27 protein-coding genes and 1 pseudogene are annotated in these 21,349 nt (G+C 67.7%); 18 read left to right on the forward strand and 10 right to left on the reverse strand.

Annotated elements, in window-relative coordinates:
• Positions 1-7: 7 nt before the first annotated feature.
• Positions 8-2,560, forward strand: coding sequence for a YfhO family protein (locus tag OG709_RS13770; protein WP_329166294.1), 2,553 nt, complete (start codon positions 8-10; stop codon positions 2,558-2,560).
• A gap of 87 nt (positions 2,561-2,647) precedes the next feature.
• On the opposite strand, the gene OG709_RS13775 is transcribed toward OG709_RS13770, so the two are convergent.
• The 3 genes from OG709_RS13775 to OG709_RS13785 are packed head-to-tail and all read right to left on the reverse strand — an operon-like array spanning position 2,648 to position 5,079.
• The gene (locus OG709_RS13775; protein ID WP_266642726.1) at positions 2,648-4,099 is read right to left on the reverse strand and encodes an ATP-binding protein; all 1,452 of its coding nucleotides are present in this window, start codon (positions 4,097-4,099) and stop codon (positions 2,648-2,650) included.
• A gap of 60 nt (positions 4,100-4,159) precedes the next feature.
• On the reverse strand, positions 4,160-4,567 hold the full coding sequence (locus OG709_RS13780) for a winged helix-turn-helix domain-containing protein (RefSeq protein ID WP_401277803.1): 408 nt from the start codon (positions 4,565-4,567) through the stop codon (positions 4,160-4,162).
• A complete protein-coding gene (locus tag OG709_RS13785; protein WP_250302001.1) occupies positions 4,564-5,079 on the reverse strand; it encodes a hypothetical protein in 516 nt (171 codons plus the stop codon). Before OG709_RS13785 ends, OG709_RS13780 begins: the two co-directional genes overlap by 4 nt.
• Before the next feature lie 300 nt (positions 5,080-5,379).
• Here OG709_RS13785 and OG709_RS13790 point away from each other — a divergent pair, with 300 nt between their 5' ends.
• Entirely contained in the window at positions 5,380-7,086 is a 1,707-nt protein-coding gene (locus OG709_RS13790; RefSeq protein ID WP_329166299.1) for a chitobiase/beta-hexosaminidase C-terminal domain-containing protein, read from the forward strand.
• Here the strand turns inward: OG709_RS13790 and OG709_RS13795 are convergent.
• Positions 7,076-7,273 (reverse strand): DUF397 domain-containing protein, encoded by a 198-nt coding sequence (locus tag OG709_RS13795; RefSeq protein ID WP_329166301.1) that lies wholly within the window; start codon positions 7,271-7,273, stop codon positions 7,076-7,078. The genes OG709_RS13790 and OG709_RS13795 overlap by 11 nt on opposite strands.
• Positions 7,274-7,313: 40 nt before the next feature.
• Here OG709_RS13795 and OG709_RS13800 point away from each other — a divergent pair, with 40 nt between their 5' ends.
• Positions 7,314-7,691: a nuclear transport factor 2 family protein gene (locus OG709_RS13800; RefSeq protein WP_250301999.1), complete on the forward strand. Its 378-nt coding sequence runs from the start codon at positions 7,314-7,316 to the stop codon at positions 7,689-7,691.
• Between the two features lie 234 nt (positions 7,692-7,925).
• On the opposite strand, the gene OG709_RS13805 is transcribed toward OG709_RS13800, so the two are convergent.
• Both OG709_RS13805 and OG709_RS13810 read right to left on the reverse strand, forming a co-directional pair.
• Entirely contained in the window at positions 7,926-8,111 is a 186-nt protein-coding gene (locus OG709_RS13805; RefSeq protein WP_326694734.1) for a DUF397 domain-containing protein, read from the reverse strand.
• On the reverse strand, positions 8,108-8,926 hold the full coding sequence (locus OG709_RS13810) for a helix-turn-helix domain-containing protein (RefSeq protein ID WP_266642722.1): 819 nt from the start codon (positions 8,924-8,926) through the stop codon (positions 8,108-8,110). Before OG709_RS13810 ends, OG709_RS13805 begins: the two co-directional genes overlap by 4 nt.
• 118 nt (positions 8,927-9,044) lie before the next feature.
• Between OG709_RS13810 and OG709_RS13815 the strand changes: the two genes are divergently transcribed.
• From OG709_RS13815 to OG709_RS13855, 8 genes are all read left to right on the forward strand, one after another.
• Positions 9,045-9,677: an ATP-binding protein gene (locus OG709_RS13815; RefSeq protein ID WP_329166304.1), complete on the forward strand. Its 633-nt coding sequence runs from the start codon at positions 9,045-9,047 to the stop codon at positions 9,675-9,677.
• Between the two features lie 244 nt (positions 9,678-9,921).
• Positions 9,922-10,818 (forward strand): helix-turn-helix domain-containing protein, encoded by an 897-nt coding sequence (locus OG709_RS13820; protein ID WP_329166305.1) that lies wholly within the window; start codon positions 9,922-9,924, stop codon positions 10,816-10,818.
• A gap of 92 nt (positions 10,819-10,910) precedes the next feature.
• Positions 10,911-11,228: an Imm51 family immunity protein gene (locus OG709_RS13825; protein ID WP_329166307.1), complete on the forward strand. Its 318-nt coding sequence runs from the start codon at positions 10,911-10,913 to the stop codon at positions 11,226-11,228.
• Positions 11,229-11,450: 222 nt separating this feature from the next.
• Positions 11,451-11,657, forward strand: a complete 207-nt coding sequence (locus OG709_RS13835; RefSeq protein WP_266642719.1) for a hypothetical protein — start codon at positions 11,451-11,453, stop codon at positions 11,655-11,657.
• Positions 11,658-11,659: 2 nt separating this feature from the next.
• Positions 11,660-12,193, forward strand: coding sequence for a DUF6879 family protein (locus OG709_RS13840; protein WP_266642717.1), 534 nt, complete (start codon positions 11,660-11,662; stop codon positions 12,191-12,193).
• Positions 12,190-12,738 carry a Scr1 family TA system antitoxin-like transcriptional regulator gene (locus tag OG709_RS13845; protein ID WP_329166310.1) on the forward strand — a complete coding sequence of 183 codons (549 nt, stop codon included), beginning with the start codon at positions 12,190-12,192 and terminating at the stop codon, positions 12,736-12,738. Before OG709_RS13840 ends, OG709_RS13845 begins: the two co-directional genes overlap by 4 nt.
• A complete protein-coding gene (locus tag OG709_RS13850; protein ID WP_326694730.1) occupies positions 12,711-13,034 on the forward strand; it encodes a hypothetical protein in 324 nt (107 codons plus the stop codon). The genes OG709_RS13845 and OG709_RS13850 overlap by 28 nt, the downstream gene beginning before the upstream one ends.
• A gap of 498 nt (positions 13,035-13,532) precedes the next feature.
• Positions 13,533-13,934, forward strand: a complete 402-nt coding sequence (locus OG709_RS13855; protein WP_266642716.1) for a hypothetical protein — start codon at positions 13,533-13,535, stop codon at positions 13,932-13,934.
• Positions 13,935-14,062: 128 nt separating this feature from the next.
• On the opposite strand, the pseudogene OG709_RS13860 reads toward OG709_RS13855, so the two are convergent.
• Positions 14,063-14,623 (reverse strand): annotated as a pseudogene (locus OG709_RS13860) (serine/threonine protein kinase); the annotation flags it as partial.
• Between OG709_RS13860 and OG709_RS13865 the strand changes: the two are divergent.
• From OG709_RS13865 to OG709_RS13875, 3 genes are all read left to right on the forward strand, one after another.
• The gene (locus OG709_RS13865; RefSeq protein ID WP_329166313.1) at positions 14,598-15,017 is read left to right on the forward strand and encodes a hypothetical protein; all 420 of its coding nucleotides are present in this window, start codon (positions 14,598-14,600) and stop codon (positions 15,015-15,017) included. The pseudogene OG709_RS13860 and the gene OG709_RS13865 overlap by 26 nt on opposite strands.
• Before the next feature lie 86 nt (positions 15,018-15,103).
• Entirely contained in the window at positions 15,104-15,742 is a 639-nt protein-coding gene (locus OG709_RS13870) for a LysE family translocator (protein ID WP_250301963.1), read from the forward strand.
• Positions 15,743-15,894: 152 nt separating this feature from the next.
• Complete coding sequence (locus OG709_RS13875; RefSeq protein WP_250301962.1) at positions 15,895-16,107, forward strand: DUF6879 family protein; 213 nt, start codon at positions 15,895-15,897, stop codon at positions 16,105-16,107.
• 130 nt (positions 16,108-16,237) lie between these two features.
• On the opposite strand, the gene OG709_RS13880 is transcribed toward OG709_RS13875, so the two are convergent.
• From OG709_RS13880 to OG709_RS13890, 3 genes are read right to left on the reverse strand one after another with little or no spacing between them, the layout of a single operon-like run.
• On the reverse strand, positions 16,238-17,089 hold the full coding sequence (locus OG709_RS13880; protein ID WP_250301961.1) for a helix-turn-helix domain-containing protein: 852 nt from the start codon (positions 17,087-17,089) through the stop codon (positions 16,238-16,240).
• Between the two features lie 25 nt (positions 17,090-17,114).
• Positions 17,115-17,648 (reverse strand): DUF6879 family protein, encoded by a 534-nt coding sequence (locus OG709_RS13885; RefSeq protein ID WP_250301960.1) that lies wholly within the window; start codon positions 17,646-17,648, stop codon positions 17,115-17,117.
• Positions 17,620-17,880 carry a hypothetical protein gene (locus OG709_RS13890; RefSeq protein WP_250301959.1) on the reverse strand — a complete coding sequence of 87 codons (261 nt, stop codon included), beginning with the start codon at positions 17,878-17,880 and terminating at the stop codon, positions 17,620-17,622. Before OG709_RS13890 ends, OG709_RS13885 begins: the two co-directional genes overlap by 29 nt.
• A gap of 225 nt (positions 17,881-18,105) precedes the next feature.
• On the opposite strand from OG709_RS13890, the gene OG709_RS13895 reads away from it, so the two are divergent.
• The 4 genes from OG709_RS13895 (at position 18,106) to OG709_RS13910 (ending at position 20,530) form a co-directional block, all read left to right on the forward strand.
• Positions 18,106-18,408: a hypothetical protein gene (locus OG709_RS13895; RefSeq protein WP_250301958.1), complete on the forward strand. Its 303-nt coding sequence runs from the start codon at positions 18,106-18,108 to the stop codon at positions 18,406-18,408.
• Positions 18,409-19,109: 701 nt separating this feature from the next.
• Positions 19,110-19,289 (forward strand): CopG family transcriptional regulator, encoded by a 180-nt coding sequence (locus tag OG709_RS13900; protein WP_250301957.1) that lies wholly within the window; start codon positions 19,110-19,112, stop codon positions 19,287-19,289.
• A gap of 1 nt (position 19,290) precedes the next feature.
• Positions 19,291-19,635, forward strand: coding sequence for a VOC family protein (locus OG709_RS13905; RefSeq protein WP_250301956.1), 345 nt, complete (start codon positions 19,291-19,293; stop codon positions 19,633-19,635).
• A gap of 37 nt (positions 19,636-19,672) precedes the next feature.
• The gene (locus OG709_RS13910) at positions 19,673-20,530 is read left to right on the forward strand and encodes a class I SAM-dependent methyltransferase (RefSeq protein WP_250301955.1); all 858 of its coding nucleotides are present in this window, start codon (positions 19,673-19,675) and stop codon (positions 20,528-20,530) included.
• The last annotated feature ends 819 nt before the right edge of the window (positions 20,531-21,349 follow it).

The following is a 21,349-nucleotide window of genomic DNA, read 5'->3' on the forward strand; positions in this document are numbered from 1 at the left end:
TCGACGGATGACGTTCCGCCGTAGGGCCCTGCCGCCCCGCCTCCGCGCCACCGTACTGGCGACGCTGCTCACCGTACTGGCCGTGTGCACCGGTGATGCCGCCGCCCGTATCTACCCGTACGGCCCGCGCCACCGCAGCGTCAGCGACCTGGGCAATCAGTACGTCCCCTTCCACGCCCACCTCCAGGACCTGCTGCACGGCCGGGCCGACGGCGGGCTGTTCGTCAACTGGCAGTCCGGGTTCGGGATGTCCTTCCTGCCCGACCTGGGGACGTATCTGAGCAGCCCGTTCGCCCTGGTCGTCGGCTTCTTCCCGAAGGACCGGGTGGATCTCGCTCTGTACGTCGTGACCCTGCTCAAGATGGCGGCGGCCTCGGCGGCGATGGCCTCGCTGCTCCTCACCCTGCGGCCCGGCCGCTGGTGGGCGGCCGGGCTGCTCGGTGCCTCGTACGCGCTGTGCGGCTGGTCGGTGCTGGAGGCGTCGTACAACCCGATGTGGCTGGACGGGCTGATCGCCTTCCCGCTGCTGTGCCTGGTCGGCGAGTGGGCGAGGGAGAGCCGCCGGCCGCTGCTGGGACCGGTGGTGGTGGCGCTGGCCTGGACGGCGAACTTCTACACCGCGTACATGGCGACGATCGGCGCCGCGCTGGTGCTGGTGGTGCGGCTGCTCCTGGAGAGCGGCTCCGGGGAGGCAGCCGGGGCAGTCGGGGCGGGTGCGCGGATACGGATACGCGCGCTGCTCCGCGCCGCCCGGACCGTACTCCTCGGCATCGCGCTCGCCGCGCCCCTCCTGTACCCGGTGTTCCTCGGGACCGAGCAGGCCTACCCGGGCTGGACAAGGGAGTTCACGCCCGCGTCCTGGACGGACCTGTTCGCCCGGACGCTCCCCGCGACGTACAGCTTCTCCACCCCCGCGCTCTTCCTCGGCACCGGCACCCTGCTGCTCGTCTTCGCGCTGGCCTTCCACCGGGCGGTGCCGGTCCGGGAACGCGCCGCCTGGACGGGGCTCGTGGTCCTGGTCGCGCTGTCGTTGCAGTGGAAGCCCACGCATCTGTTCTGGCACCTCTTCGCGACACCGAACGGCAGCCCGTACCGGCAGACGTTCGTCCTCAGCGGGCTGCTGGTCATCGCGGCCTGGACCGCGCTCTCGTACGGTCTGCCGGACCGGCGCGCGCTGCTCGGGGGGTGCGGGGTGCTGGCCGTGATCGGCGCAGTCGCGGCGTCCTCCCGGATCGTCACCGTGTTCACGTACCCGCTCCTCGTGCTGGGCCTGGCGGCCCTGGCGGGCGGCCTGCTGGTACTGGCGCGGGCCACCGGCCGGCGGGGGATGGTGGCGCTGGGGGTGCTGCTGCTGGCGGCCTCGCAGGCGGGGCAGGCGGCGGCGACGACGGCGTACGCGGACCGGGTCCGGATCCACCGCCTCGACGACTACGCCCCCTGGGGCCGCCATCTGGACCAGGAGGCGGCGGCGGTCGCGAAGGCGGACGGCTGGCCGCGCTACCGCACCGACCCGGGGCGCGAACAGACCACCGGGAACGACCCGTTGCTGGTCGGCGGGCAGGGGGCTTCGTACTACAGCAGCATGACGCCGGACGTGTACACGCGGACGATGGCGGCGCTCGGCGACGGCTGGACCTCGCGCGGGCGGAACATCCAGTCGCTGGACAACCCGGTCACCGACGCGATCTTCTCGGTGGGCGCACGGGTGCACTCGTCACCGGACGACCCGTCACCGGACGGGACCCGGCCGCCGACCGTGACCCGGGCCGAGGTCCCCCCACTGGTGACGGTGCGCCCGCCGGGCCCGGTACCGCACTTCGGCCGCTCGCCGTTCCGCAACCAGGAGGCGCTGCTGGGCGCGTCCGTATATACGTATGCCGCCGCGTGCCCGGCGGGCAGTGAGGTCTACTACTCGGCGCCGAACTTCACGGGCACGGTGCGCCTGGGCCCGACGGAGGTGGCGCTGAACGGCGGCCAGAAGGGCCGACGGGCGGCCGTGCAGCCGATGGGGACGGCGCCGGGCGGGGTCGCGGTCACGCCGGGAGGTGCGGCGATCACCACGTCCGGGGAGAGGGACACGCCGCACGGGGAGACGGTCACACCGCACGGTGAGACCGTCACGCCGCACGGGGAGGCGGGATCGTCGCCGCACGGGGAGACGGGCTGCCTGTCGAAGGCACGGCTGGCGCGGGCAGTGGCCCATCTGAAGGCCACCGGAGCGACCTCGGTCACGGTGACGGACGACTCGATCCGCGCCCAACTCCCCCCGAGCTCCAGGGGAACAGCCGTCCTTGCCATGCCGAGCATCCCCGGCTGGCAGTGCCGCACCGGAAACGGCCCCGACCACCTGGCAGGCTCCTACCTGGGCCTGGTGTCCGTACCCCTGAACGGCCGGGCAACGACGGTGAGTTGCACGTTCCGGCCACCGGGACTGCGGGCGGGGTCGGCGGCGGGAGCACTGGCGGTACTGGTGCTGGCGGGAAGTGCGGTCGTACGGCGGGCAGTTCGGGCGCGGCGCAGCGGCGGGGGCAGCACGCTGACACTCGCGGGACCGGCCTGAGGCGGGCGTCGACCTGAGGCAGGCATCGGCCTGAGGCGGGCGTCGACCTGAGGCAGGGCATCGGCCTGCCCGCCCAAGGCCGGTGCGTCAGCTCTGCCAGGCAGCGAGCAGGTCCGCCGGACCGAGCGCCACGTCCGGCCGCACCCCGTCGGCCAGGCCGGCAGGGCACACCGCCAGCAACTGGGCGGTGTCGGCGCCAGGCACATGGTGCCGCGCTTCGGCGAGATGAGCGAGGTCCCGGGCGCCGAACTGCTTGTTCCCACGCCACTTCACCGAGCCGACCAGCAGCGCCTTCTTCCCGGCTGCCGCTGGAAGAACGATGTCGTACTCCGTGCTGTTGTCACGGTTCCACCAGCTGCCGGCCTGCCCTGCGCCCTCCAGTCCGGGCAGGTCGGGGCCGAGGCGCGACACGGCGTCCTGGACGAGTGGTTCGACGGCCCGCCCGCGCCAGCTCAGCCAGCCGCGGTCGAACGCGCTGCGGGCGATGTCCGGCCGCCCCCGTGCGATGTGCGGCAGTTGCTCCTCGACGAAACGGAACCAGAAGCGGAGACAGGGATCGGCGATGCGGTAGCGGCGCAGCTTGCTGTTCGCGCCGCTCCCGACGGGGACGTCGACGGTCACCACGCCCTTGTCGGAGAGAACCCTTATGGCACGCGTCACCGCGGTCTGCGCGGTGGAGTCAGCTCCGGGGAGCCGGCCCACGACCTGGTTGAACGTACTGGAGCCGATCTCGGTGCCCCCGATGACGGAGAGCACCCTCCTGGCCTGCTGCGCATCGGGGAATTCGGCGTCGAGGGAGCGTTGCCCCATGACCGCGAGATCGCTGTTCTCGTCGCCGAGCTGCTCGTGAACGAACGCGGTGGTGCTCTCCGCACGCGCCCGGTCGGCGACCAGTCGGGGGTAGCCGCCGGTGACCAGCGCGGTGTCGAACGCGGCGACGGCGTCCGCTTCGGTACCGACTCCAGCACTCAGCGCTTCAGCGCATTCGGCAGGGTTGAACGGCGAGATCGTCTGGTTCTTCGCCCGCCCGTACAGCGGCCGGTCGTGCTCGGTCAGCCGCTCCATCATCGTGACGTCCGAGCCGATCAGCACGAAGAGCACGGGGGTGTGCTCCAACTGGCGGTCCCAGGCGTTCTGCAGCTGCCCTTCGAGCGACGGATCGGCCGCCGCCGCCCACGGGAATTCGTCGACGACCACGACGGAGGGCGTATCCCGGCAGGCCACAGCGATCCGGCCCAGCGCGTCCCGCCAGTCCGTCGGCGGCGCGGCGAAGAGGGAATCCGCGTCCTTCAGCGGGGTGGTCGACGTACGCATGTCGGCGGCCAGGGTCTGGAGCTGAGCTGCGGGGGCCGCGTTCTTGACGGCGGTGAAGTAGAGATACGGCAGTCCGGACCGTTCCACGAACCGGGTGAAGAGCCGGGACTTCCCGACCTGTCGTCGCCCGCGAACAGCGAGCAGCTGACCGGTGCCGGTGTCGCGGATACGGTCCAGTCGGCGGCCGAGGTCGTCGAATACGTACCGGCGTCCGTAGAAGTCCACGCCCGCTCACCTTCCGTCGCCCCCGTAACATACATCGACGTATCATACATCGATGTATGTTTACTGGCGGGCTTGTCCCGCCCGCTCCGCCTGCCCCCTGGCGCCCACCTCGCGGGCCGCGACGGCGATGTTCTGCAGCGCAGCGATATGCCCGTCAAGTGCGTGCCGTCCGGCCGGGGTGAGAGACAGCCAGGTCCGGGGCCGCTTGCCGACGTAGCCCTTGCGGGCCGTGAGGTATCCGGCGGCTTCCAGCGCGGAGGAGGTCTTGCTGAGGACGGAGTCGGAGACCTGGCAGCCGTCGCGTACGGCGGCGAACTCTGCCTCGTCGCAGGCGGAGAGGAAGGCCGCGACAGCCAGCCGGGTGGGGTGATGGATCGTCTCGTCGAGAGCCGGGCGATCATCCGGCGTCGGGCCATCATCCGCCCCCAGACTGCCATCCGGCCCCGGAGGTCTGCCGTCGGTGGTCACACGAGCTCCCCGAGCTTCTGCTTGATCGCGGCGTTGCGTACGACGCAGACGCACCACACGCCGAGCCCCCACAGGGTGAACACCGTTATACGCGTTGCACCCGCACCCAGTCCGGACAGCGAGCACACCACCCACGCCACGACACCCGCAGCAACAGCGACCAGCAGCCCGAGCCAGCGCTGCCTGAGACGCGAGGACAGGGACCGGCTCACCTGAACCCTCGCCGCACGCTTCACGGCCACGGCGAGCGCGATGACGACCGCCAGACCTCCGAGCGACAGCACGAGCGACAGCAGCGCGCCCCACGCGCCCTTGCTCCCGGCCCAGGCCTCCCCCGCGGCAGGCACGATCAGGGCTGCCGCTGCGGCCGGGCCGTACCAGGCGGGCATCAGCCGCGAGTTCAGGGCGGCCCGCTCCCTGGCCACATCGATGTTCCGCAGGGCGTCCGTCGCGCCGTCGACGGTGATGGCCACGCCCTGTGCAGGTGCGGGGTTGTCCTCGTGCATCGTCATCACGCGCTCCGGTTCCTGTCCCTCGTGCGCCGGACGTGCATCCGGCCTGGCGTTTTTCATCCTGGCACATACTTTCCAGGATGGAAAGTGAAGGTCCGGCGCCCCCTGGTACGGCCACCACCCGCACCACCGACCCCAGGGGCGGGACGTTCACGGTCGCTTCACTGCGGGGACCACGGAACGCCCCCTTTCTGCTGGCATGCGCGCCCTAATCTCTTGGTTCAGACCGGTTACCAATCCGTTATCTGCATCCGCATCCGCATCCGTATCCGTATCCGCACCAGCGACAAGGAATCCCCCGTGAGATTCGCGCCCCTCGCGATTGCCGTGGCCTCCGTCACGCTCGTCTCCCCCGTACTCGCGCACGCCGACGCAAAGCCCACGCCTGCTTCCTCCTCCGCATCCGCCTCCACCTCTGCCTCCGCCTCCACGGGCCACGCCATAGCCGCGCCCACCATGAGCGTCCCGGGCGGTCGTTACACGAAGGCCGTCTCCGTACAGCTGAAGTCCGAGCGCGGAACCGTCGTCCGCTACACCCTCGACGGGACCACCCCCACGAACACGAGCCCCGCGTACACCCCCGGAAAGCCGCTGCGGATCAGCAAGGACACCAACCTGACGGCCGCCGCCTTCGACGGGAAGAACGGGAAGAGCGGGAAGAGCGGGAAGAACGGAAAGACGTCGAGCCCCGCGGTCTCGGCCGGCTACCTCATCAAGACCAAGGAGGAGCCGGTCGCCAAGCTCGTGATCATGTCCGACGTCCACACGGGCAGCCACGCCACCGGCGACGCGCGCTACAACGCCTTCTTCAACACCATCGGTTCGATCTTTCCGCAGCCCGACGCCATCCTGTCCAACGGCGACATGATCAACGACAACGGTGACGGCCACGGCCCCGACCACAAGGCCGTGGCGGAGATCTTCGAGGCGAACCTCGCCCGCAAGGGCATGACCGACACCCAGCTGCTGATCTCCAACGGCAACCACGACGCCAGCCTCGCAGCGATCCGCGCCGGATACCCCCGCGAGTGGTTCCCGGACAACGGCGGCGGCTACTACGAGTCGAACGTCAACGGCGTGCACCTCTTCACCGTCAACACCGAGACGTACAACTCCGACACCGCGCAGCGCGACTGGCTCAAGAAGCGGCTCTCACAGATCACCGCCAATCCGGCCAGCGTCAACAAGCCGATCCTCATCCAGGGCCACCGGCCCGCCACCGGCAGCACCGTGATGGACGACCAGCAGACGTCCAACCCGCTGCTCACCCAGGACCTGGCCGCGTTCCCGCAGGCCGTCTACTTCAGCGGCCACTCGCACCTCAACATCAACGACGAACGGTCCATCGCCCAGAAGGACTTCACCGCCGTCAACGACGGATCGATGTCCTACGTCGAGGTCGACCACGGCTACCAGGCCATCACGGACACCGGCCTGGCCGACCGCTTCGAGGCGACCACCGCGCAGGCCCTCTTCGTCGAGGTCTACAAGGACCGCACGGAGATCGCGCGCGTCAACATGGCTGCCGACAAGCACGACATCTACCAGGGCGGCGAGTGGTCGGCGAACCCGAACCCGCCGTACTCCAGCTCCGGGACGCTCAGCGGTCCGACCTGGACCCTCCAGCTCAAGGGCAAGAACAACCAGGAGATCAAGAAGAACTTCCGCTACACCGCCACCGCCCGCAACACCGTCGCGCCCAAGTTCACGGCCCAGCAGCCCCTTACGGCCGTCCGGACCGACGCCGGAGGCACCGCGCTGCGGATCCAGCAGGCCAAGGACGACCAGATGGTCCACCACTACAACGTCGACATCACCGACAAGGCCACCGGCAAGAAGGTGCTCTCCACCAAGATCCTGTCCGAGTACTACTTCATGCCCCGCCCCAACACCCTTGACGTCCCTGTTGCGGCGGTCACGGCCGGCGGTAAGTACACGGCCCAGGTCGTCGCCCTCGACACGTACGGGAACGCCTCCCGGCCCGCCTCGCTGAACTTCAGCAAGTAGCACCAGGCACGGCGGCGTACGTCACGAACTCTGCCCACGAATCCCGGGCGAAGTCGAGGCGTGCGCCGCCCTTGTCCTTCGAATCACGCACGTGGACAGCGGCAGGCGCGGCTGCGACCTCGACCCAGTCGTTGTTGTCGCCAGTGCTGTGACCGGGATGGTTCACCGTGGTCGGGAGACGGCTCACGGACGAGCGCGGTCCGCGAGGCGACTGGTATTACTGGTGCATGCGAGAAGAGACCGCGCGGTCCGCGATCGACACGTTCATCTCCGCCTTCAACGCCTCGGACGACAGCTATGTGACTGCGCTGCTCTCCCAGGCCCTAACCTCGGACGTGGTCTTCTGGGGGCCGTTGGGCCGCAGTGAGGGGATCGAGGCGGTCGAGCGGTTCGTGCTGGACATCCGGCGCCACCCCGCGGGGACCGGCACGATGGTGCGCTGTTCGGCGGTGGACATGCCGGACGAGTGGGCCCGGTACCAGTGGGTCTTCACGACGCCGGATGGAGGCCCCCGCCTGGCGGGAACGGACGTCGTCCATCTGCGGCGGAGCCTCATCGACCAGGTCATCGTCTTCGCGGGAGAGATCGAGCCGTCCGCCTCTTGAGTCGTTCTCCCCTGGAGCCGCCCTTCTCCTGAACCGGCCCCAGCCGCTGCCCCTCCTGGTCGGTCGGTCTGCGCACACGGACAGGCTCGGCCACCGGCGCCTCCAGCGGTCGGATCGGACGTCACCGCACGTCCAACCGCCACGACGACCAACCCGGCGAACCTATGTGGTCACAGCAGTAGCGCTGTAACTGCTCTTGAACCACTTCAGTTCGGCGGTGGTCATGTCTCTCCCTCAGCAGCCGACGGCGTACGCCACGAACTCCGCCCACGGATCCCTGGCAAAGCCGAGACAGGCGCCGCCCCTGTCCTTCGAATCACGCACGTGAACCACAGCTGGCGCGACTGCGATCTCGACGCAGTCGTTGCTGTTACTGGCGCTGTAGCTGCTCTTGAACCACTTCAGCTCGGTGGCGGTCATGTCTCTCCCAGCAGTTTTTCGATGAAGGCCAGCGACTCGCGCGGTGTGAGCGCCTGGGAACGGATGATCCCATAGCGGAGCTCAAGGATCTGAATCTCTTTCGGATCGGAGATCAGGTAGCTGGACAACGAGGCCTCCGTGTACCCCACCGCCGAGCCGTCCTCCAGTTTCAGCACCTGGATCTCTCCGCCCATTCCCGCGTGGTCCTCGCGCTCCGTCGGCATCACCTGGATCTCGACATTACGCAACTGGCCTACTTCCAGGAGGTGTTCAAGCTGACGCCGCAGCACCGGCCTGCCACCGAGCGGTCGGCGCAGCGTCGCTTCCTCCTGCACGAAGGTGAGAGTGGGTGAGGGGCGCCGCTCAAAGATGATGCGGCGTCCCATGCGCGCCTCGACCTGACGGTCGATCTCGTCCTCCGAGTAGGCGGGCCGTCGCATCTGGAACAGCGCCCGCGTGTACTCCTCGGTCTGGAGCAGTCCTTGGAGATTGTGGTTCCCGTACGCCCCCAGCTCAACAGCTCCCGCTTCCAGCTTCGCCAAGTCCCTTACTTTCTTCGGCAGTCGGGCGTCCGCCACGTCCTTCTTCATCGCGGAGATGATCCCGCCCGCGCCCAGCACCCGGTCCGCCGCGTCCAGGAACTCCGGCTTCGGCACGCGCCGCCCTCGCTCCACCGACGAGACCTGTTCCTCGCCGTACCCGATCGCAGCGCCCAGCTCCGACTGCGTCAGGCCTGCCCGCTCCCGCCACAGCTTGATCTGCCGACCGACCGCCCTGAGCACCGCAGCCGATTCGTCGTCCATCGCATGTTCCATGCCGCCCACCTTCGACACGGGGTACGGACCGGACAGAACCGGACCGCACCCGGACAGTGACGCTCCGTACCGGCGTCAGTCCTTTTCAGCCTAGACACAGTTGGCCACGCTGAGTGACATGAACCAAGAAATCGCCCATTCCGCCGCCCCGGTACAGCAGTTCAGCGTGCTGCTGTCCGCGACTCGACGAGGGGCCCACCAGGCACGCCTGTTCAGCGTGCAGCAACTCAGCGACTGGGGGCTCCCGTTCGACGCCGCCGCTCAGATCGTGGCCGAGCTGGCCGCCAACGCAGCTACGCATGGTCATGTGCGCGGCAGAGGCTTCCGTCTGACGCTCATGTGGTGCGGGGCCTCCGTGCTGCGCATCGAGGTGACCGATGCCCGCCCCGAGCGTCTGCCGCAGCTGGGCCGCCCCCATCCCCGGGAAGCGGAATCCGGCCGGGGCCTGCTGCTGGTGGAGGCGTACGCCGACCGCTGGGGGACGTACGTCGGGCCCTCGCCCTGCAAGACGGTGTGGGCGGAGCTGGATCTCACCCCGGTGACCGCATGGGCAAGAACCCGGTCAGGCACGCGGTCCGGCACTCGGTCGGACACGGGGTCGGGCACGGGGTCGGGTGCGCGTCCGACCGGGTTCCGGGTTCCCGTGATCCGGGCTTCCGCGATCCAGCCCGACGCGACGCCAGAAGCCAAAGAACCGGGGAAAGAACCAACCCAACCCCACCCCTCCCGGCCTGGTCACCCGCACGGGTGACAGGTAGCAACTCAGCTGGCGATCAAGGGATTCGGTAGGGCAGGGTCGGCCGCATCACGCAACCGACACGAGACGGCCCCCGCCGGGACTGCAATCCCGGACGAGGGCCTGACCACCCAGGAAGAAGCGCTTCCCGATGGCTGAACAGCAGTTTAATGCGCCTGTGCGCGCCCGGTCCGGCGGTTCCGGCCGTTCCCGAACGGGACTTGGACATGTAGTCGTACGTCACCCCGAGCGCTTCACCGTGGTCGGAAACCACCTCGCCCAGCACCCCGCTCTGTCGCTGACGGCGATCGGCCTGGCCACCCACATCCAGTCGCTGCCGGAGGGCGCGCTGGTCGGGATCAAGTCCCTGGCCGCCAAATTCCGCGAGGGCGCGTCCCGAATCGCCGCAGCGTTACGGGAGTTAGAGGCCTACGGCTATCTGAGCCGGACGAAGGTACGTCTGCCGTCGGGGCGGATCGTGACGCGGACGACGTCGTTCAACAACCCGGATGGGGAACGGCCCGCAGCCCCTCGGCCACCCGCAATGGACCTCCGGCCGCCTCGGCCCGTACCGGCTGAACCCGCCCCGGCCGGCTTCACACCCGTACCGGCTGAACCCGTACCCACGCCCGCACCGATGCCCGTACCCATGCCCGTACCGACCGGACCCCTACCGGCTGGACCCGATCCCGTTCCGGTTCCCGATCCCGTACCCGTACCCGTACCGACCGTCCCCCGCGACCAGCCCCGGCCCACCCCCGCCCCGCTCCCCCGGCCCTCGGCCCCCGACCTGGCCCGCGCCCGTACCGCAGCCGATCTCCTGGCCGGACTCCGCGCCCGGGACCCCCGCCTGCTGCTCTCCGCTGCGGACATCAGCAGGCTCACCCCGGCCGTGTCCACCTGGCTGGAACGCGGCATCGAGCCCACCGCAGTACAGCAAACCCTCACCACACTGCTGCCCCAGGAACCCCTGCACCACCCGGCGGGCTTCCTGGCCCACCGTCTGACAACCCTGCTCCCACCACCACTCCCACCGGAACCGGAACCGGCACCGCACGCACGCCCACACCCGTTCCAGACCTGCGAGACCTGCGACCGCGCCTTCCGCGCGCCGGAACCGGGACGGTGCAAGGAGTGCGCTGCCGACGAAAGCTAGTGCTCTGACCGGAGAGGTTCGCCGGGCTGGGAGCAGACAAGCAGTTTGAATGGGCTGGGCAGCCTGTGTACTGGGAGTGGGAAGATCGCGTGGTGACTATCACCCTGCATGACTTTGATGGTGAGCACTCGCTGACGCTCACTGTCGGCGGCCTGGCCGCTGATGCGGCTGTGGTTGCCGCCGGACACGAGCCCAACGGGTACTTCTGGGAAGGTCTTGTGCAGTTCGCCTGGCCGGATCTTGCTGAGCGCCTCGATTTCGACAGCGAGGGCGGCATGTTCTGTGCACTCGGGAGCTTGCGTGACCTCACGCAGCTCAAGACTGTCCTTGAGCCCGTGATCTCGAGCCTCAGCGCGGTTCGCGAGATTGTTGCCCGCGCCGAGACGGCAGGCTTCGAGTTCGACGACTGATGCTGTAACCAACACGTCTCCGATTCAGGCCGCAAGCTGGAGAGGTCTACCGCCCCAGCGGATGTGTTTCTCGCTGCGGATGCGGGCGCGTTCGCGTCGTTGGGCGGCGAGTACGTCCGGGTGGCGGGCTCTCGTCCGGGAGCCCTGGTGTGTTTCTCGCCCGCGCCACTACCGTCAGCTTTCGTCCGGCCCACCAGACCGGCCCACCGAGAGGGGACCCTCATGGCCCGCAGGCTGCGGATGCTCGGTACGAACAGCAAGACCGGCGAATGCCCGACCCTGTACGAGGACATCGACACCGGCGAAGTCCTCGTACAGGGCAAGGTTGCTGAGCCGGAGGACATCGCGCAGATGGTCAATCCCCTGTCCGGTGAAACCATGGTCGTGGTCGACCGGGCGTTGCTGATCAATTTCTCGCCGAAGGAGTGACGGTGCAGGACGCCGTACCAGCCCAGGAGATCCTCGACTTCTTCCGGGAGGGCTTCGAGCACACCGCTTGGCGGCTGGAGACCCGCCGGGACTACGCCGCCGACCAGGGCACCGAGGAGTACCGCGAGTTCCTCCGAGGAGTCGCGCCCCCGCACGACACGACCAGCCCCTGGTTCGTCAACGCCCGCGAGCAGACTGCCCGGGGCAAGCGGATCGAGCGGGTGCGCCTGATCGATGAGCCGCCCTCGGACAATCAGCAGTACCTCCTCGCCACCACCCCGGACAACCTGGCCGCAGGTGAGGACATCCGATTCATGACGAGGCCGGATGCCAACCAACTCGGCTTGCCGGAATACGACTTCTGGCTGTTCGACTCCCGCACTATGGCCGTCTTCAACTGGGACGACCCGGCACGGCGCATGGAGTTGACGTCAGATCCGGGGATGGTCCTGAGGGCGTGCCAGGCCCGTGATGCGGCCTGGCATCACGCCGCACGTTACGAGGAGTTCAAGACGCGGGTACGTTTCCCCATGTGAGCACCGACTACCAGCAGGCCAGGGCTGCCCTTGGTGCACGGCTGCGCGAGCTGCGCACCGAGGCCGGGCTCACCGTCCGCGCTCTGGCCGCCGCATGTCAGTGGCCCCCGTCGAAGGTGTCCAAGCTGGAGAACGGCCGCCAGACCGCGACCCCTGGGGACCTTGACGTGTGGGCTGCGGGAGTCAACAGGCCGGAGGCGGCTGCGGAATTGAAAGGCCGCCTGTCCGGGCTGGAGTCCCGATACCGCTCGTGGCATCGGCAGCTCGCAGGCGGGCATCGAGCGGTGCAGGACGCGATCGGTGCCCAGCATCAGAGGACCACGGTCCTCCGTGGCATCTCCGCATCCGTCATCCCGGGGATCTTCCAGACCCCGGAGTACGCGCGCAGCGTTCTGTCCCGGTACGCGGACCTGCACGGAGTGGTGCGCGATATCGAGGACGGGGTGGCCTCCCGGATGCGACGCCAGGAGGGCCGTCCCGAACTCTTCGCCGGAGTTCCCGATCATAAGGAAAACGGATGGCTGCAAGAAATTCTGAAGCGCTAGATGTATTCCTCAAAGTTGCTGCTGACTCAAGGGTTTCGTGGCGTACTGTCGAGTTCGCGGGCCGAGGAATCTCGGCGGATGCAGCCAGCGTCGTCTGGATGCTTTCCAGAGGAAAGCATTCGCGGAGCGGAGAAGAGTTGGCCGATCTCCTCATGGGACAGATTGATCTAATTGACTCCCTGATCGAATTGTGGCGATCTTTCGACAGCGGAGAGCTCTCTGAAGCAAATTTCGAAGACCAACTAGAAACGGTTGTACTGGGACTGGAGGAGTGGATTTCACAAGCCTCACGGTAGTGAAATTAGCAAGTATCTCCAGAAAAAAGTCCTACCGAATGCCGGAACACCCAAAGTCCGAGCAGGCGATAGGAGACGGAACATTCTGACAATTCTTGCGAGTTAGCGTGTCATCAGACCAGGTCGGACGCCTGGTGAATTTGAGTGCGCAGTTGACGTTACCGGGAGCGCAGAGCGGGTCCACCTTCTGACCCCAAAGACCTCCTTGGGTGACTGCTTGACGCTTTGGCATTGCCGGGCAAAGACCGCCTCGCTGGAACTCGTGCAAAACATCTCAAACAACACGGATAGTACACAATTTGGTGGGATGCACCAAATGGCGCATCCAGTAAGCCTTTTCGTGATTCTCCTCCATAAATTATGCACATCTCTGCCGTCGCGCCATAAATGCTGAAAATAGCGCGAGTCCACCTTTCACGAACCGAGGAATTAATGTCTCGAACTATTGCAAATGTGGTGACTGAGAAATCGCGGAGATTGCTGGAGCCAGGCGAGTCCGTGTCGCGCGTCTATCTCGCGCAAGGCGGAATCAACCCCTGGTCCCTGATCGCTTTCTCCGTGGTCGGGCTGGTGCTCGTTCGGGGGCTGAGCGGCGCCATGGGACAGCCGGGCGGCTTCGGGGCGCTCGGTGGGCTTGTCGGTGGGTTCGTTGGCTGGTTGATCGCCACGATGCTGACCACACGCCGGGTGATTCTCAAGACCGACCGGTCCGTGGTGCTGCTCGCCTGTGGCAAGTTCACCGCCAAGAAGCCGGTCAAGGTGGTTACCCGGTTGCCGAAGGGGACCAAGGTAGGGCCGCTGTCGGGTACTTGGGCGCCGTTGGAATCCGGGGGCGAGAAGCTGTGGATTCATAAGATGTTCCACGACAACATGCCGGAGTTGACGACCAAGCTCGGCTGAGCTCCCGGGCGGCGTATCGAGCAGCATGTGAGGGTGAGGGGCAGTGGGTCGGTTCGGCGGGCAGGTGGCGGACCGGCCAGCCAGTCCATCGGACCCACCGGTGTTTTGTAGCAGGGTTGGCCATTGCCCTATCCCCGCCGCATCTCCTGGTTGCGTTCCAGTGAGCGGCGCAGTTCCAGGGGCAGTGGGTGGTGCGGGCCGTACCGGCGTTCCGTGTCGTAGAGGAGTTCCTGGAGTTGGCGGTGGGCCGCTCCGTGGTCGCCGATCGCCAGGAGCAAGTGGGCGATGCGGTGGCGGATTTCGAAGGAGCGGGCCGGGTCGGTGCCTGCCGCGTACTGGTTCTGGTACGGGGGCAGGATCGCGCGGTACTCGGCGAGTGCCGCGGCCGGTTCGCCCAGTTGTTCCAGGCACTGGGCGGCGTCGAAGCGGTACTGGAGGACCTGTTCGTCGGCCGCGCCCGACTCAGCCGCGCGGGCGTCGGCCAGTCTGCGCAGTTCGGGCAGGGCCCGGCGGTACTGGCCGTCGTCCAGCAGCGTCGCCGCGTACTGCTTGCGCAGGATGCGGACGACCGTGGACTTCTCCCCGTGCTGTTCGGCCGCCGCCGGGAGGATGCCGCCGAGGATGTCGACGGCCTGGGTGATGCGGCCCTCCCCCAGCAGCTGCTTGACCTCGTCGACCGCCGCCGCCACTCCGCTCCCCCGGCCCTTGGCCCCCGACCTGGCCCGCGCCCGTACCGCAGCCGATCTCCTGGCCGGACTCCGCGCCCGGGACCCCCGCCTGCTGCTCTCCGCTGCGGACATCAGCAGGCTCACCCCGGCCGTGTCCACCTGGCTGGAACGCGGCATCGAGCCCACCGCAGTACAGCAAACCCTCACCACACTGCTGCCCCAGGAACCCCTGCACCACCCGGCGGGCTTCCTGGCCCACCGCCTCACGACCCTGCTCCCACCACCACTCCCACCGGAACCGGAACCGGCACCGCACGCACGCCCACACCCGTTCCAGACCTGCGAGACCTGCGACCGCGCCTTCCGCGCGCCGGAACCGGGACGGTGCAAGGAGTGCGCTGCCGGTGGAAGCTAGAGCCTGTCTCCTCGGCGTCGAAGCCAACCAGCTCAAGATCCACCGGACCCGCTGGCAAAGCAGGCGATTTGGCGAGGTAAGCTGGCATGGTAATAAGCTCCGCCCTGTGGTCCTTCGCCCTAGTTGTAGGGCTTCTCACTCTGACTCCCGGACTCGATACCGCGTTGATCCTGCGCACGTCGGCCCTTGGCCGACGCAACAGAGCCTGGGGCGTCGTCCTCGGAATTCAGACCGGCACCCTGGTGTGGGGTGCGTTCACATCCCTCGGAGTGACCGCGCTTCTCACGGCTTCCCATCTCGCCTACACCGCGCTGCGCTGGATCGGTGCCGTCTACCTGATCTGGGTGGGGGCCCGCATGCTCCGGGACACCTTCCGGGGACTGCCTGCGGCAGATGTGGACGATTCCCTTCTGGCCGCCGGCGCGGACTCGGTCAGCGGCGGCTGGCGGCAGGGGACGCTCACCAACCTCCTGAACCCGAAGATGGGCGCTTTCTACGTCGCCGTCCTGCCTCAGTTCATCCCCCCAGGCACCGGCCACTTCACCATGGGCCTCCTGCTCACCACGGTGCACATCCTGATCGGTCTGCTCTGGTCTGCCGTCCTCATCGGCTTCGCTCGCGTCCTGCATGGCTGGCTCCGCAAGCCCCACGCCCGTCGCCTGCTCGACCGGATCACCGGCACGGTCATCGGCGCCTTCGGTTTGAGGCTGGCACTCAGCAACTGACGATCCGACCGTCGGAGTACGGCTCCCTGCTCAGCACCGGACGAGGTTGCCGAGCCGGAGGACATCGCACAGATGGTCAATCCCCTGTCCGGTGAAACCATGGTCGTGGTCGACCGGGCGTTGCTGATCAATTTCTCGCCGAAGGAGTGACGGTGCAGGACGCCGTTCCAGCCCAGGAGATCCTCGACTTCTTCCGGGAGAGCTTCGAGCACACCGCTTGGCGGCTGGAGACCCGCCGGGACTACGCCGCCGACCAGGCCACGGAGGAGTACCGCCAGTTCCACCGAGGAGTCGCGCCTCCACACGACGCGACCAGCCCCTGGTTCGTCAACGCCCGCGCCCGCGCATGCCTTGAAGCCGCCTGAGCAACATCGGAAACGACCGGGACCTGAAGAGAAACAGCGAGAAACACGGCGCCAGCTGAGAAACACAGCCGTCTACCGTCCTGTTCATGGGCACACGGACACTTCGACAGGCACAGCACGCGCACGCGGGTCAGTGCAGGGCTTCGATCGCCTTGACGATCAGAGCGCGTGCCGCCGCACCGTACACGGCCATGCCCCGTAGCTCGTCAAATGCCTTGAGGTACAGGGCGATCTCGGACGGCTGCGTGATATTCACCTGCGCCGAGAGCAGTTCGACGGAGACCAGGGTGTCGTCGTACACGTTGAACGTCTCCTGCGGCCACAGCGCTCGTTCCGGCGTTGCCATCGGTATGACGCCGAGCGATACGGCCGGCAGCGCACCGGCGGTCAGCAACTGTCCCAACTGTGCTGCCATGGCTTCGGCATCGCCCAGCTGGTAGCGCAACACCGCTTCCTCGATGAGCAGGAGGAAGTGATGCCCCGACTCGTGGATGATCTGCGAGCGTTCCAACCGGGCGACCGCTGCCTCCGGCCCGTCGTCGGGGACATCGAGAAACCGCGCGTTCGTGCTGAGCAACGCCCTCGCATAGCCCTCCGTCTGAAGGAAACCAGGGACAAGCGTCGGGGAGTACACCCGGAACGTGCGGGTGGAGCGATAGAGCTGCACGTAGCTGTCCTGCAACTGCCGCAGCCCCGTGCGCACCCGGCGCCGCCACTCGGTGTACAGGGACTCGGCGTGCCGTGATGCGGCGATCAGATCAGCGACCTGGTCGGGCGCGCTGCACGTGCGGCACCACAGGCGAATGTCCGTCGTGGACGGTGGTGTCCTCGCGTTCTCGATCCGCGATGTCTTGGCGTGATGCCAGCCGCATTGAACGGCCAGCTCGACGACCGTGAGCCCGGCGTCCTTCCTGAGGTCACGGAGTCGCCGCGCCACGTTCTCGCGGGCTTCCTGGGCTGAGGACGACGGAGAGATGGGCATGAGTCGGCCTGTTCGGTGCTTCCTGTCAGTGGATCTCGTACTGGTCGTGCGGGGTCCCACGCTCCCACACCGCTTCGAACGCGTCAGCACACTGCTTGACGAGGTCCGGCTCCGTGCGCAACTCCATCCCCGGTACGGCCCAGTTCCCCTCACCGGTGAAGTGGTTGAACAGCACCGCCGATCCGTCGAAGACCCACAAGTCGCTGCCCGGGAGCAGAAGGTCTGCGGCACGATGTCGCGGCAGCCACCGAACCTGCTCCCCGGCATGCACGTTGACGGGTGTACCTGCGTGCTCGTACCGGATGTACTCGGTGACAGGTTCGGAGACCACGCGCGCCCGACGGACGGTAACGCCGCGCTTTGTGGCGCGGGAGATGAGGTCGACCCACGGTGTCCAGTAGGCCGAGGCGGGATCGACGTCGCGAAGCTCTGTGGTCTGCCAGCGGGTGAAGTCATCGGCCTCGTCGCCCACCCCGTAGACGTCGCGCATCTCCAGGTGGACGGCGGAATGCTGTGCCGTCTCCATCAGTTCACGAAAGTTTGGCTCGCTCTGCGGCATCGCAGGCCTCCCTCAGCATCGGCACCAGGTGGACGGGAACGCGGATGACGCTCTCGTGTTCCGGGATTCCCTTCGCGTGTCCCGGTGCGGTGTTCTCCATGCACTGCGCGCGGGTGGCGTCGTCGGCTGTGTAGCTCTGCAGCACGATGTCGGCATTCTCCCGGTCCACCCATGCGGTCGGTGAACCGTTCTGCCCTGTGTTCGGATCGATCCCGATGAACTCTAAGTTCATGGCCACCCTCCGTGTCTTGCTGTGCGGTGATGTGCACCAATCTCATCGACCGTGGAGCACGGGTCAAGGGTGTGAACTGGCCATCCCCCTAGGGCGCTCCCGTATATGCACATCCATGCACATCAGTAGCAGCGGCACCCGTACCGCCTCTAGCGTCCCGAGCAGCAGCCCGGCTCGACCTCCCGTGCCGGGCTGACCATCTGCACCACGTTGCGGAGGCACGGGATGCCCACACCCCTCGGACCCCTACCGGCGATCGATTCGCTGTCCCAGCGCCAGCAACGCGGCATGGACTGCGTGTGGTGCGGGATCACCCTCGCCCCCGGGACGGCCGTCGATCTCGGCCCGCGTGACGTACGGATACTCGACCACACCACCCAGTGGTTCCCCCGCGCGTGCAAGCGCCACGACGGCACCGCCGCCTACCGGGCCGTGCTCGCCCACGCGGAACAGTGCCCGGACTGCCTGACCACCGGCTGCCCTGTGGGCGCACAACTGCGCCGCATCGTAAGGGAGACGCGGAAATGACCGACTGCCCGCGCGGCGACCTGCCGTACGAGAACTCCCGCCCCGGCCAGACCTCTTGGCGGAGCAGCAGGCCAGGGCGGGGTCAATCCCCACCGAACGCATCAGAGGAGATCAGTGTGAGCGCCCTCCGAGCCCCGGTCCCGACCCGTCCCCGATCCCCGTCATCACCCGGGCACTCCTCGCCGATAGGGAGTCTCCGGGAAGAAAGGAGACCAGCCGTGCAGGAGAGCATCGACCCGCGATATGCCGAACTGGTCGCAGCGTGGAATCGGGCACAAATGCCGTCGCGTGGCGGGGTCCGTCCCGTGCGCGGTTTCGTGGTGCCGAGCCCGAGGCGCTGATCCGTATGCCCTGGCCGTCAGCCCGTGCGGGGCGGCGGTCGGGGCTCTTCGCGTACCAGTAGCGTTCCGCGACGCACGGAGGCTCCGACCGCGCCCAGGGAAAAGTCGCTGTACTGGGTAATCAGCTCACCGACCCGCCCCCGCGACCAGCCCCGGACCGCGCCCGCGCCACTCCCGCCGGAACCGGCACCGCACGCGCGCCCGCACCCGTTCCAGACCTGCGACTCCTGCGACCGCGCCTTCCGTGCGCCGGAGCCGGGACGGTGCAAGGAGTGCGCTGCCACTGCCCACGCCGACCTGTTGACTCTCACCTCCCACAGGACTGGGCGCCTAGCTTGCTAGAGTGCTAGCATCGTTTATGTGAGTGACGAAGAGGTCAAGCAGTTCAACGTGTACTTGCCTGTCGGGCTGATCAAGCAGGTCAAATACCGCGCCATCGATTCGGGCTCGTCCCTGTCGGCGTTGGTCGCAGATGCCCTGCGCGCCTACCTCGACGACGCCCATGGGCAGCAACCGCAATCGTCCGAGAAGGAGACCTGATATGGCGACCGAAGGCATCGAGGCCGTATTCCTGACGACCCACAACTGGGGCAAGGCGGCGAAGTTCTTCCAGGGGCTGGGCTACGAGCTGGAGTTCTCGACCGACCACAACTCCGGCCGGCTCCGCAACGGTGACGGCCCCTACCTCTTCATCGCCGAGGTCCCCGAGGACCGAGAGCCGCAGACCCAGATCGTGCTGAAGGTTCCGGACGCGGACACGTTCCGTCCCGATCCTGCCGTCGAGGTGGTCACGCCGTTCATCGACACCCATTTCGGGACCAGGGAGATGACCGTCCGCGACCCCGACGGCCGACTGTGGAGCCTCCAGGCCCCCGCAAAGAACTGACCGCGCCGACGACGACCGCGACAGACAGGGGAACGCCATGGCTGACGAACAGAACGAAGCGCCGGACAGCACCGCGGTGCGTACCGCCCTCTGGCGGGCGCTGCACGTACAGGCCGACCCGCCGCCGCACGTGATCGAGGACGAGGTCGGGCTGCGGCTGGTGGCCCCCGACGACGGCTGGCGGCGCCGCCCGGACATGGACCCGCGCGGCACCAGCGGGTTCCGGGCAGCCATCGTGGCCCGCGCCCGTTTCATCGAGGACCTGGTCGTCGAGCAGGCCGGGCACGGCGTCACTCAGTACGTCGTCCTGGGCGCCGGGCTGGACACCTTCGCCCAGCGTAGGCCGGAAGTCGCCTCCCACCTGCGGGTGTTCGAGATCGACCAGCCGGGCACCCAGGCCTGGAAACGCCGACGCCTGATCGAACTCGGCTACGGGATCCCCGACTGGCTGCGCCTGGTACCGGTCGACTTCGAGGCGGACGGGGACTGGTGGCAGCAGCTGTCCGACGCCGGTTTCGACCCCACCCGGCCGGCGGTCGTCGTCTGCACCGGCGTCACCATGTACCTCACCAAGGACGCCACCACGGCCACCCTGCGCACGCTCACCGCGCTCGCCCCCGGCTCGACACTCGCCATGACGTTCATGCTGCCCACCGAACTCATCGACGACGCCGACCGCCCCGCCCTGGAAGCGACCAAACCGCAGGCGAAGGCATCCGGAACACCGTTCATCAGCTTCTACACCCCGCGGGAGATGCTCACACTGGCCCGCGACGCGGGCTTCGAGAACACCCGGCACGTGTCAGGAAGCTCTTTCGCCGACCGGTACTTCGCCGACCGGACCGACGGACTGCGCCCGTCGAGCGGCGAGGACCTGCTGGTGGCCACCGTCTGACGCCCTCGGCCATCACCCGCCTGCCCATGGAGACAGACGACCGAGAAGGCGCCGACACCTGGGCGCGGGTTCGCTGATTTCGGCCTTGACCACCTCGGTACAGCGGCCATATACGAGAGCGATCCCGGGGAGGCCGGCAGGTGCTGGCGGTTTTGGCACTACCGGACGAGGAGGGCGCTTACGGGTTTGCCGTCGGCTGCCTGGCGGGTCACAGCGATGGTGCGGGCGAGCCTGGCTGGAGTGCGACGCCGCGCATCTGTTCCGTGGCCGATGTCGACTACCTCCCCACCCGGGCCACGGAAATCTGTGTCGGCCGGGGTAGACATTGAGCGGTGGTGTGGCTATGGTTTCTCTCGTAGCCCAGAGAGACAGCAGGGCCCGGCAGAGACGAACTGCCGGGCAGGAGTACCGCAATTGCAGTTCGCAGGACGGTGCGGTGGTGGAGTTCCGAAGCCAGGGTTGTTGCAGGATGGCGACGGGGCTGACGGCCGGACCGGGTGGCCCGCAGTGATCAGGGGCCGCCGCGAGCAGTACCGCAGTTCACGCAGTAACGAGTACCCGCAAGTGCAGTACGCAGTGAAGTCAGTGAGCAGCACCTCGGTGAAGGCGTCGGCTGCGGACGCGCGCACCGGGAGGTTCGGCAGTGGGGTTCTAAGCCAGAGCATATGCAGGACGGGCGACGGGGCTGGCTGTCGGAAAGTGGCGCTTTACAGGTCACAGAGCAGTACGCAGGAGAGCAGTACCAGCAGTAGGTAAGTGACTGATCCCAGAGGGAAGAAACGGAGGACCAGGCGCCATCAGGATCGCCCGGGCGGAAGT

It is taken from the genome of Streptomyces sp. NBC_01267, from assembly GCF_036241575.1.
In the GTDB taxonomy this organism is placed as follows: domain Bacteria; phylum Actinomycetota; class Actinomycetes; order Streptomycetales; family Streptomycetaceae; genus Streptomyces.

What these genes read in the sequence shown, in the direction of transcription:
- OG709_RS13905 (WP_250301956.1), top strand. Translation starts at nt 19,291, where the DNA reads ATGGCGACCGAAGGCATCGAGGCCGTATTCCTGACGACCCACAACTGG.
- OG709_RS13885 (WP_250301960.1), bottom strand. Translation starts at nt 17,648, where the DNA reads ATGCCGCAGAGCGAGCCAAACTTTCGTGAACTGATGGAGACGGCACAG.
- OG709_RS13895 (WP_250301958.1), top strand. Translation starts at nt 18,106, where the DNA reads ATGCCCACACCCCTCGGACCCCTACCGGCGATCGATTCGCTGTCCCAG.
- OG709_RS13910 (WP_250301955.1), top strand. Translation starts at nt 19,673, where the DNA reads ATGGCTGACGAACAGAACGAAGCGCCGGACAGCACCGCGGTGCGTACC.
- OG709_RS13870 (WP_250301963.1), top strand. Translation starts at nt 15,104, where the DNA reads ATGGTAATAAGCTCCGCCCTGTGGTCCTTCGCCCTAGTTGTAGGGCTT.
- OG709_RS13890 (WP_250301959.1), bottom strand. Translation starts at nt 17,880, where the DNA reads ATGAACTTAGAGTTCATCGGGATCGATCCGAACACAGGGCAGAACGGT.
- OG709_RS13800 (WP_250301999.1), top strand. Translation starts at nt 7,314, where the DNA reads ATGCGAGAAGAGACCGCGCGGTCCGCGATCGACACGTTCATCTCCGCC.
- OG709_RS13770 (WP_329166294.1), top strand. Translation starts at nt 8, where the DNA reads ATGACGTTCCGCCGTAGGGCCCTGCCGCCCCGCCTCCGCGCCACCGTA.
- OG709_RS13805 (WP_326694734.1), bottom strand. Translation starts at nt 8,111, where the DNA reads ATGACCGCCACCGAGCTGAAGTGGTTCAAGAGCAGCTACAGCGCCAGT.
- OG709_RS13835 (WP_266642719.1), top strand. Translation starts at nt 11,451, where the DNA reads ATGGCCCGCAGGCTGCGGATGCTCGGTACGAACAGCAAGACCGGCGAA.
- OG709_RS13850 (WP_326694730.1), top strand. Translation starts at nt 12,711, where the DNA reads ATGGCTGCAAGAAATTCTGAAGCGCTAGATGTATTCCTCAAAGTTGCT.
- OG709_RS13880 (WP_250301961.1), bottom strand. Translation starts at nt 17,089, where the DNA reads ATGCCCATCTCTCCGTCGTCCTCAGCCCAGGAAGCCCGCGAGAACGTG.
- OG709_RS13785 (WP_250302001.1), bottom strand. Translation starts at nt 5,079, where the DNA reads ATGACGATGCACGAGGACAACCCCGCACCTGCACAGGGCGTGGCCATC.
- OG709_RS13810 (WP_266642722.1), bottom strand. Translation starts at nt 8,926, where the DNA reads ATGGAACATGCGATGGACGACGAATCGGCTGCGGTGCTCAGGGCGGTC.
- OG709_RS13815 (WP_329166304.1), top strand. Translation starts at nt 9,045, where the DNA reads ATGAACCAAGAAATCGCCCATTCCGCCGCCCCGGTACAGCAGTTCAGC.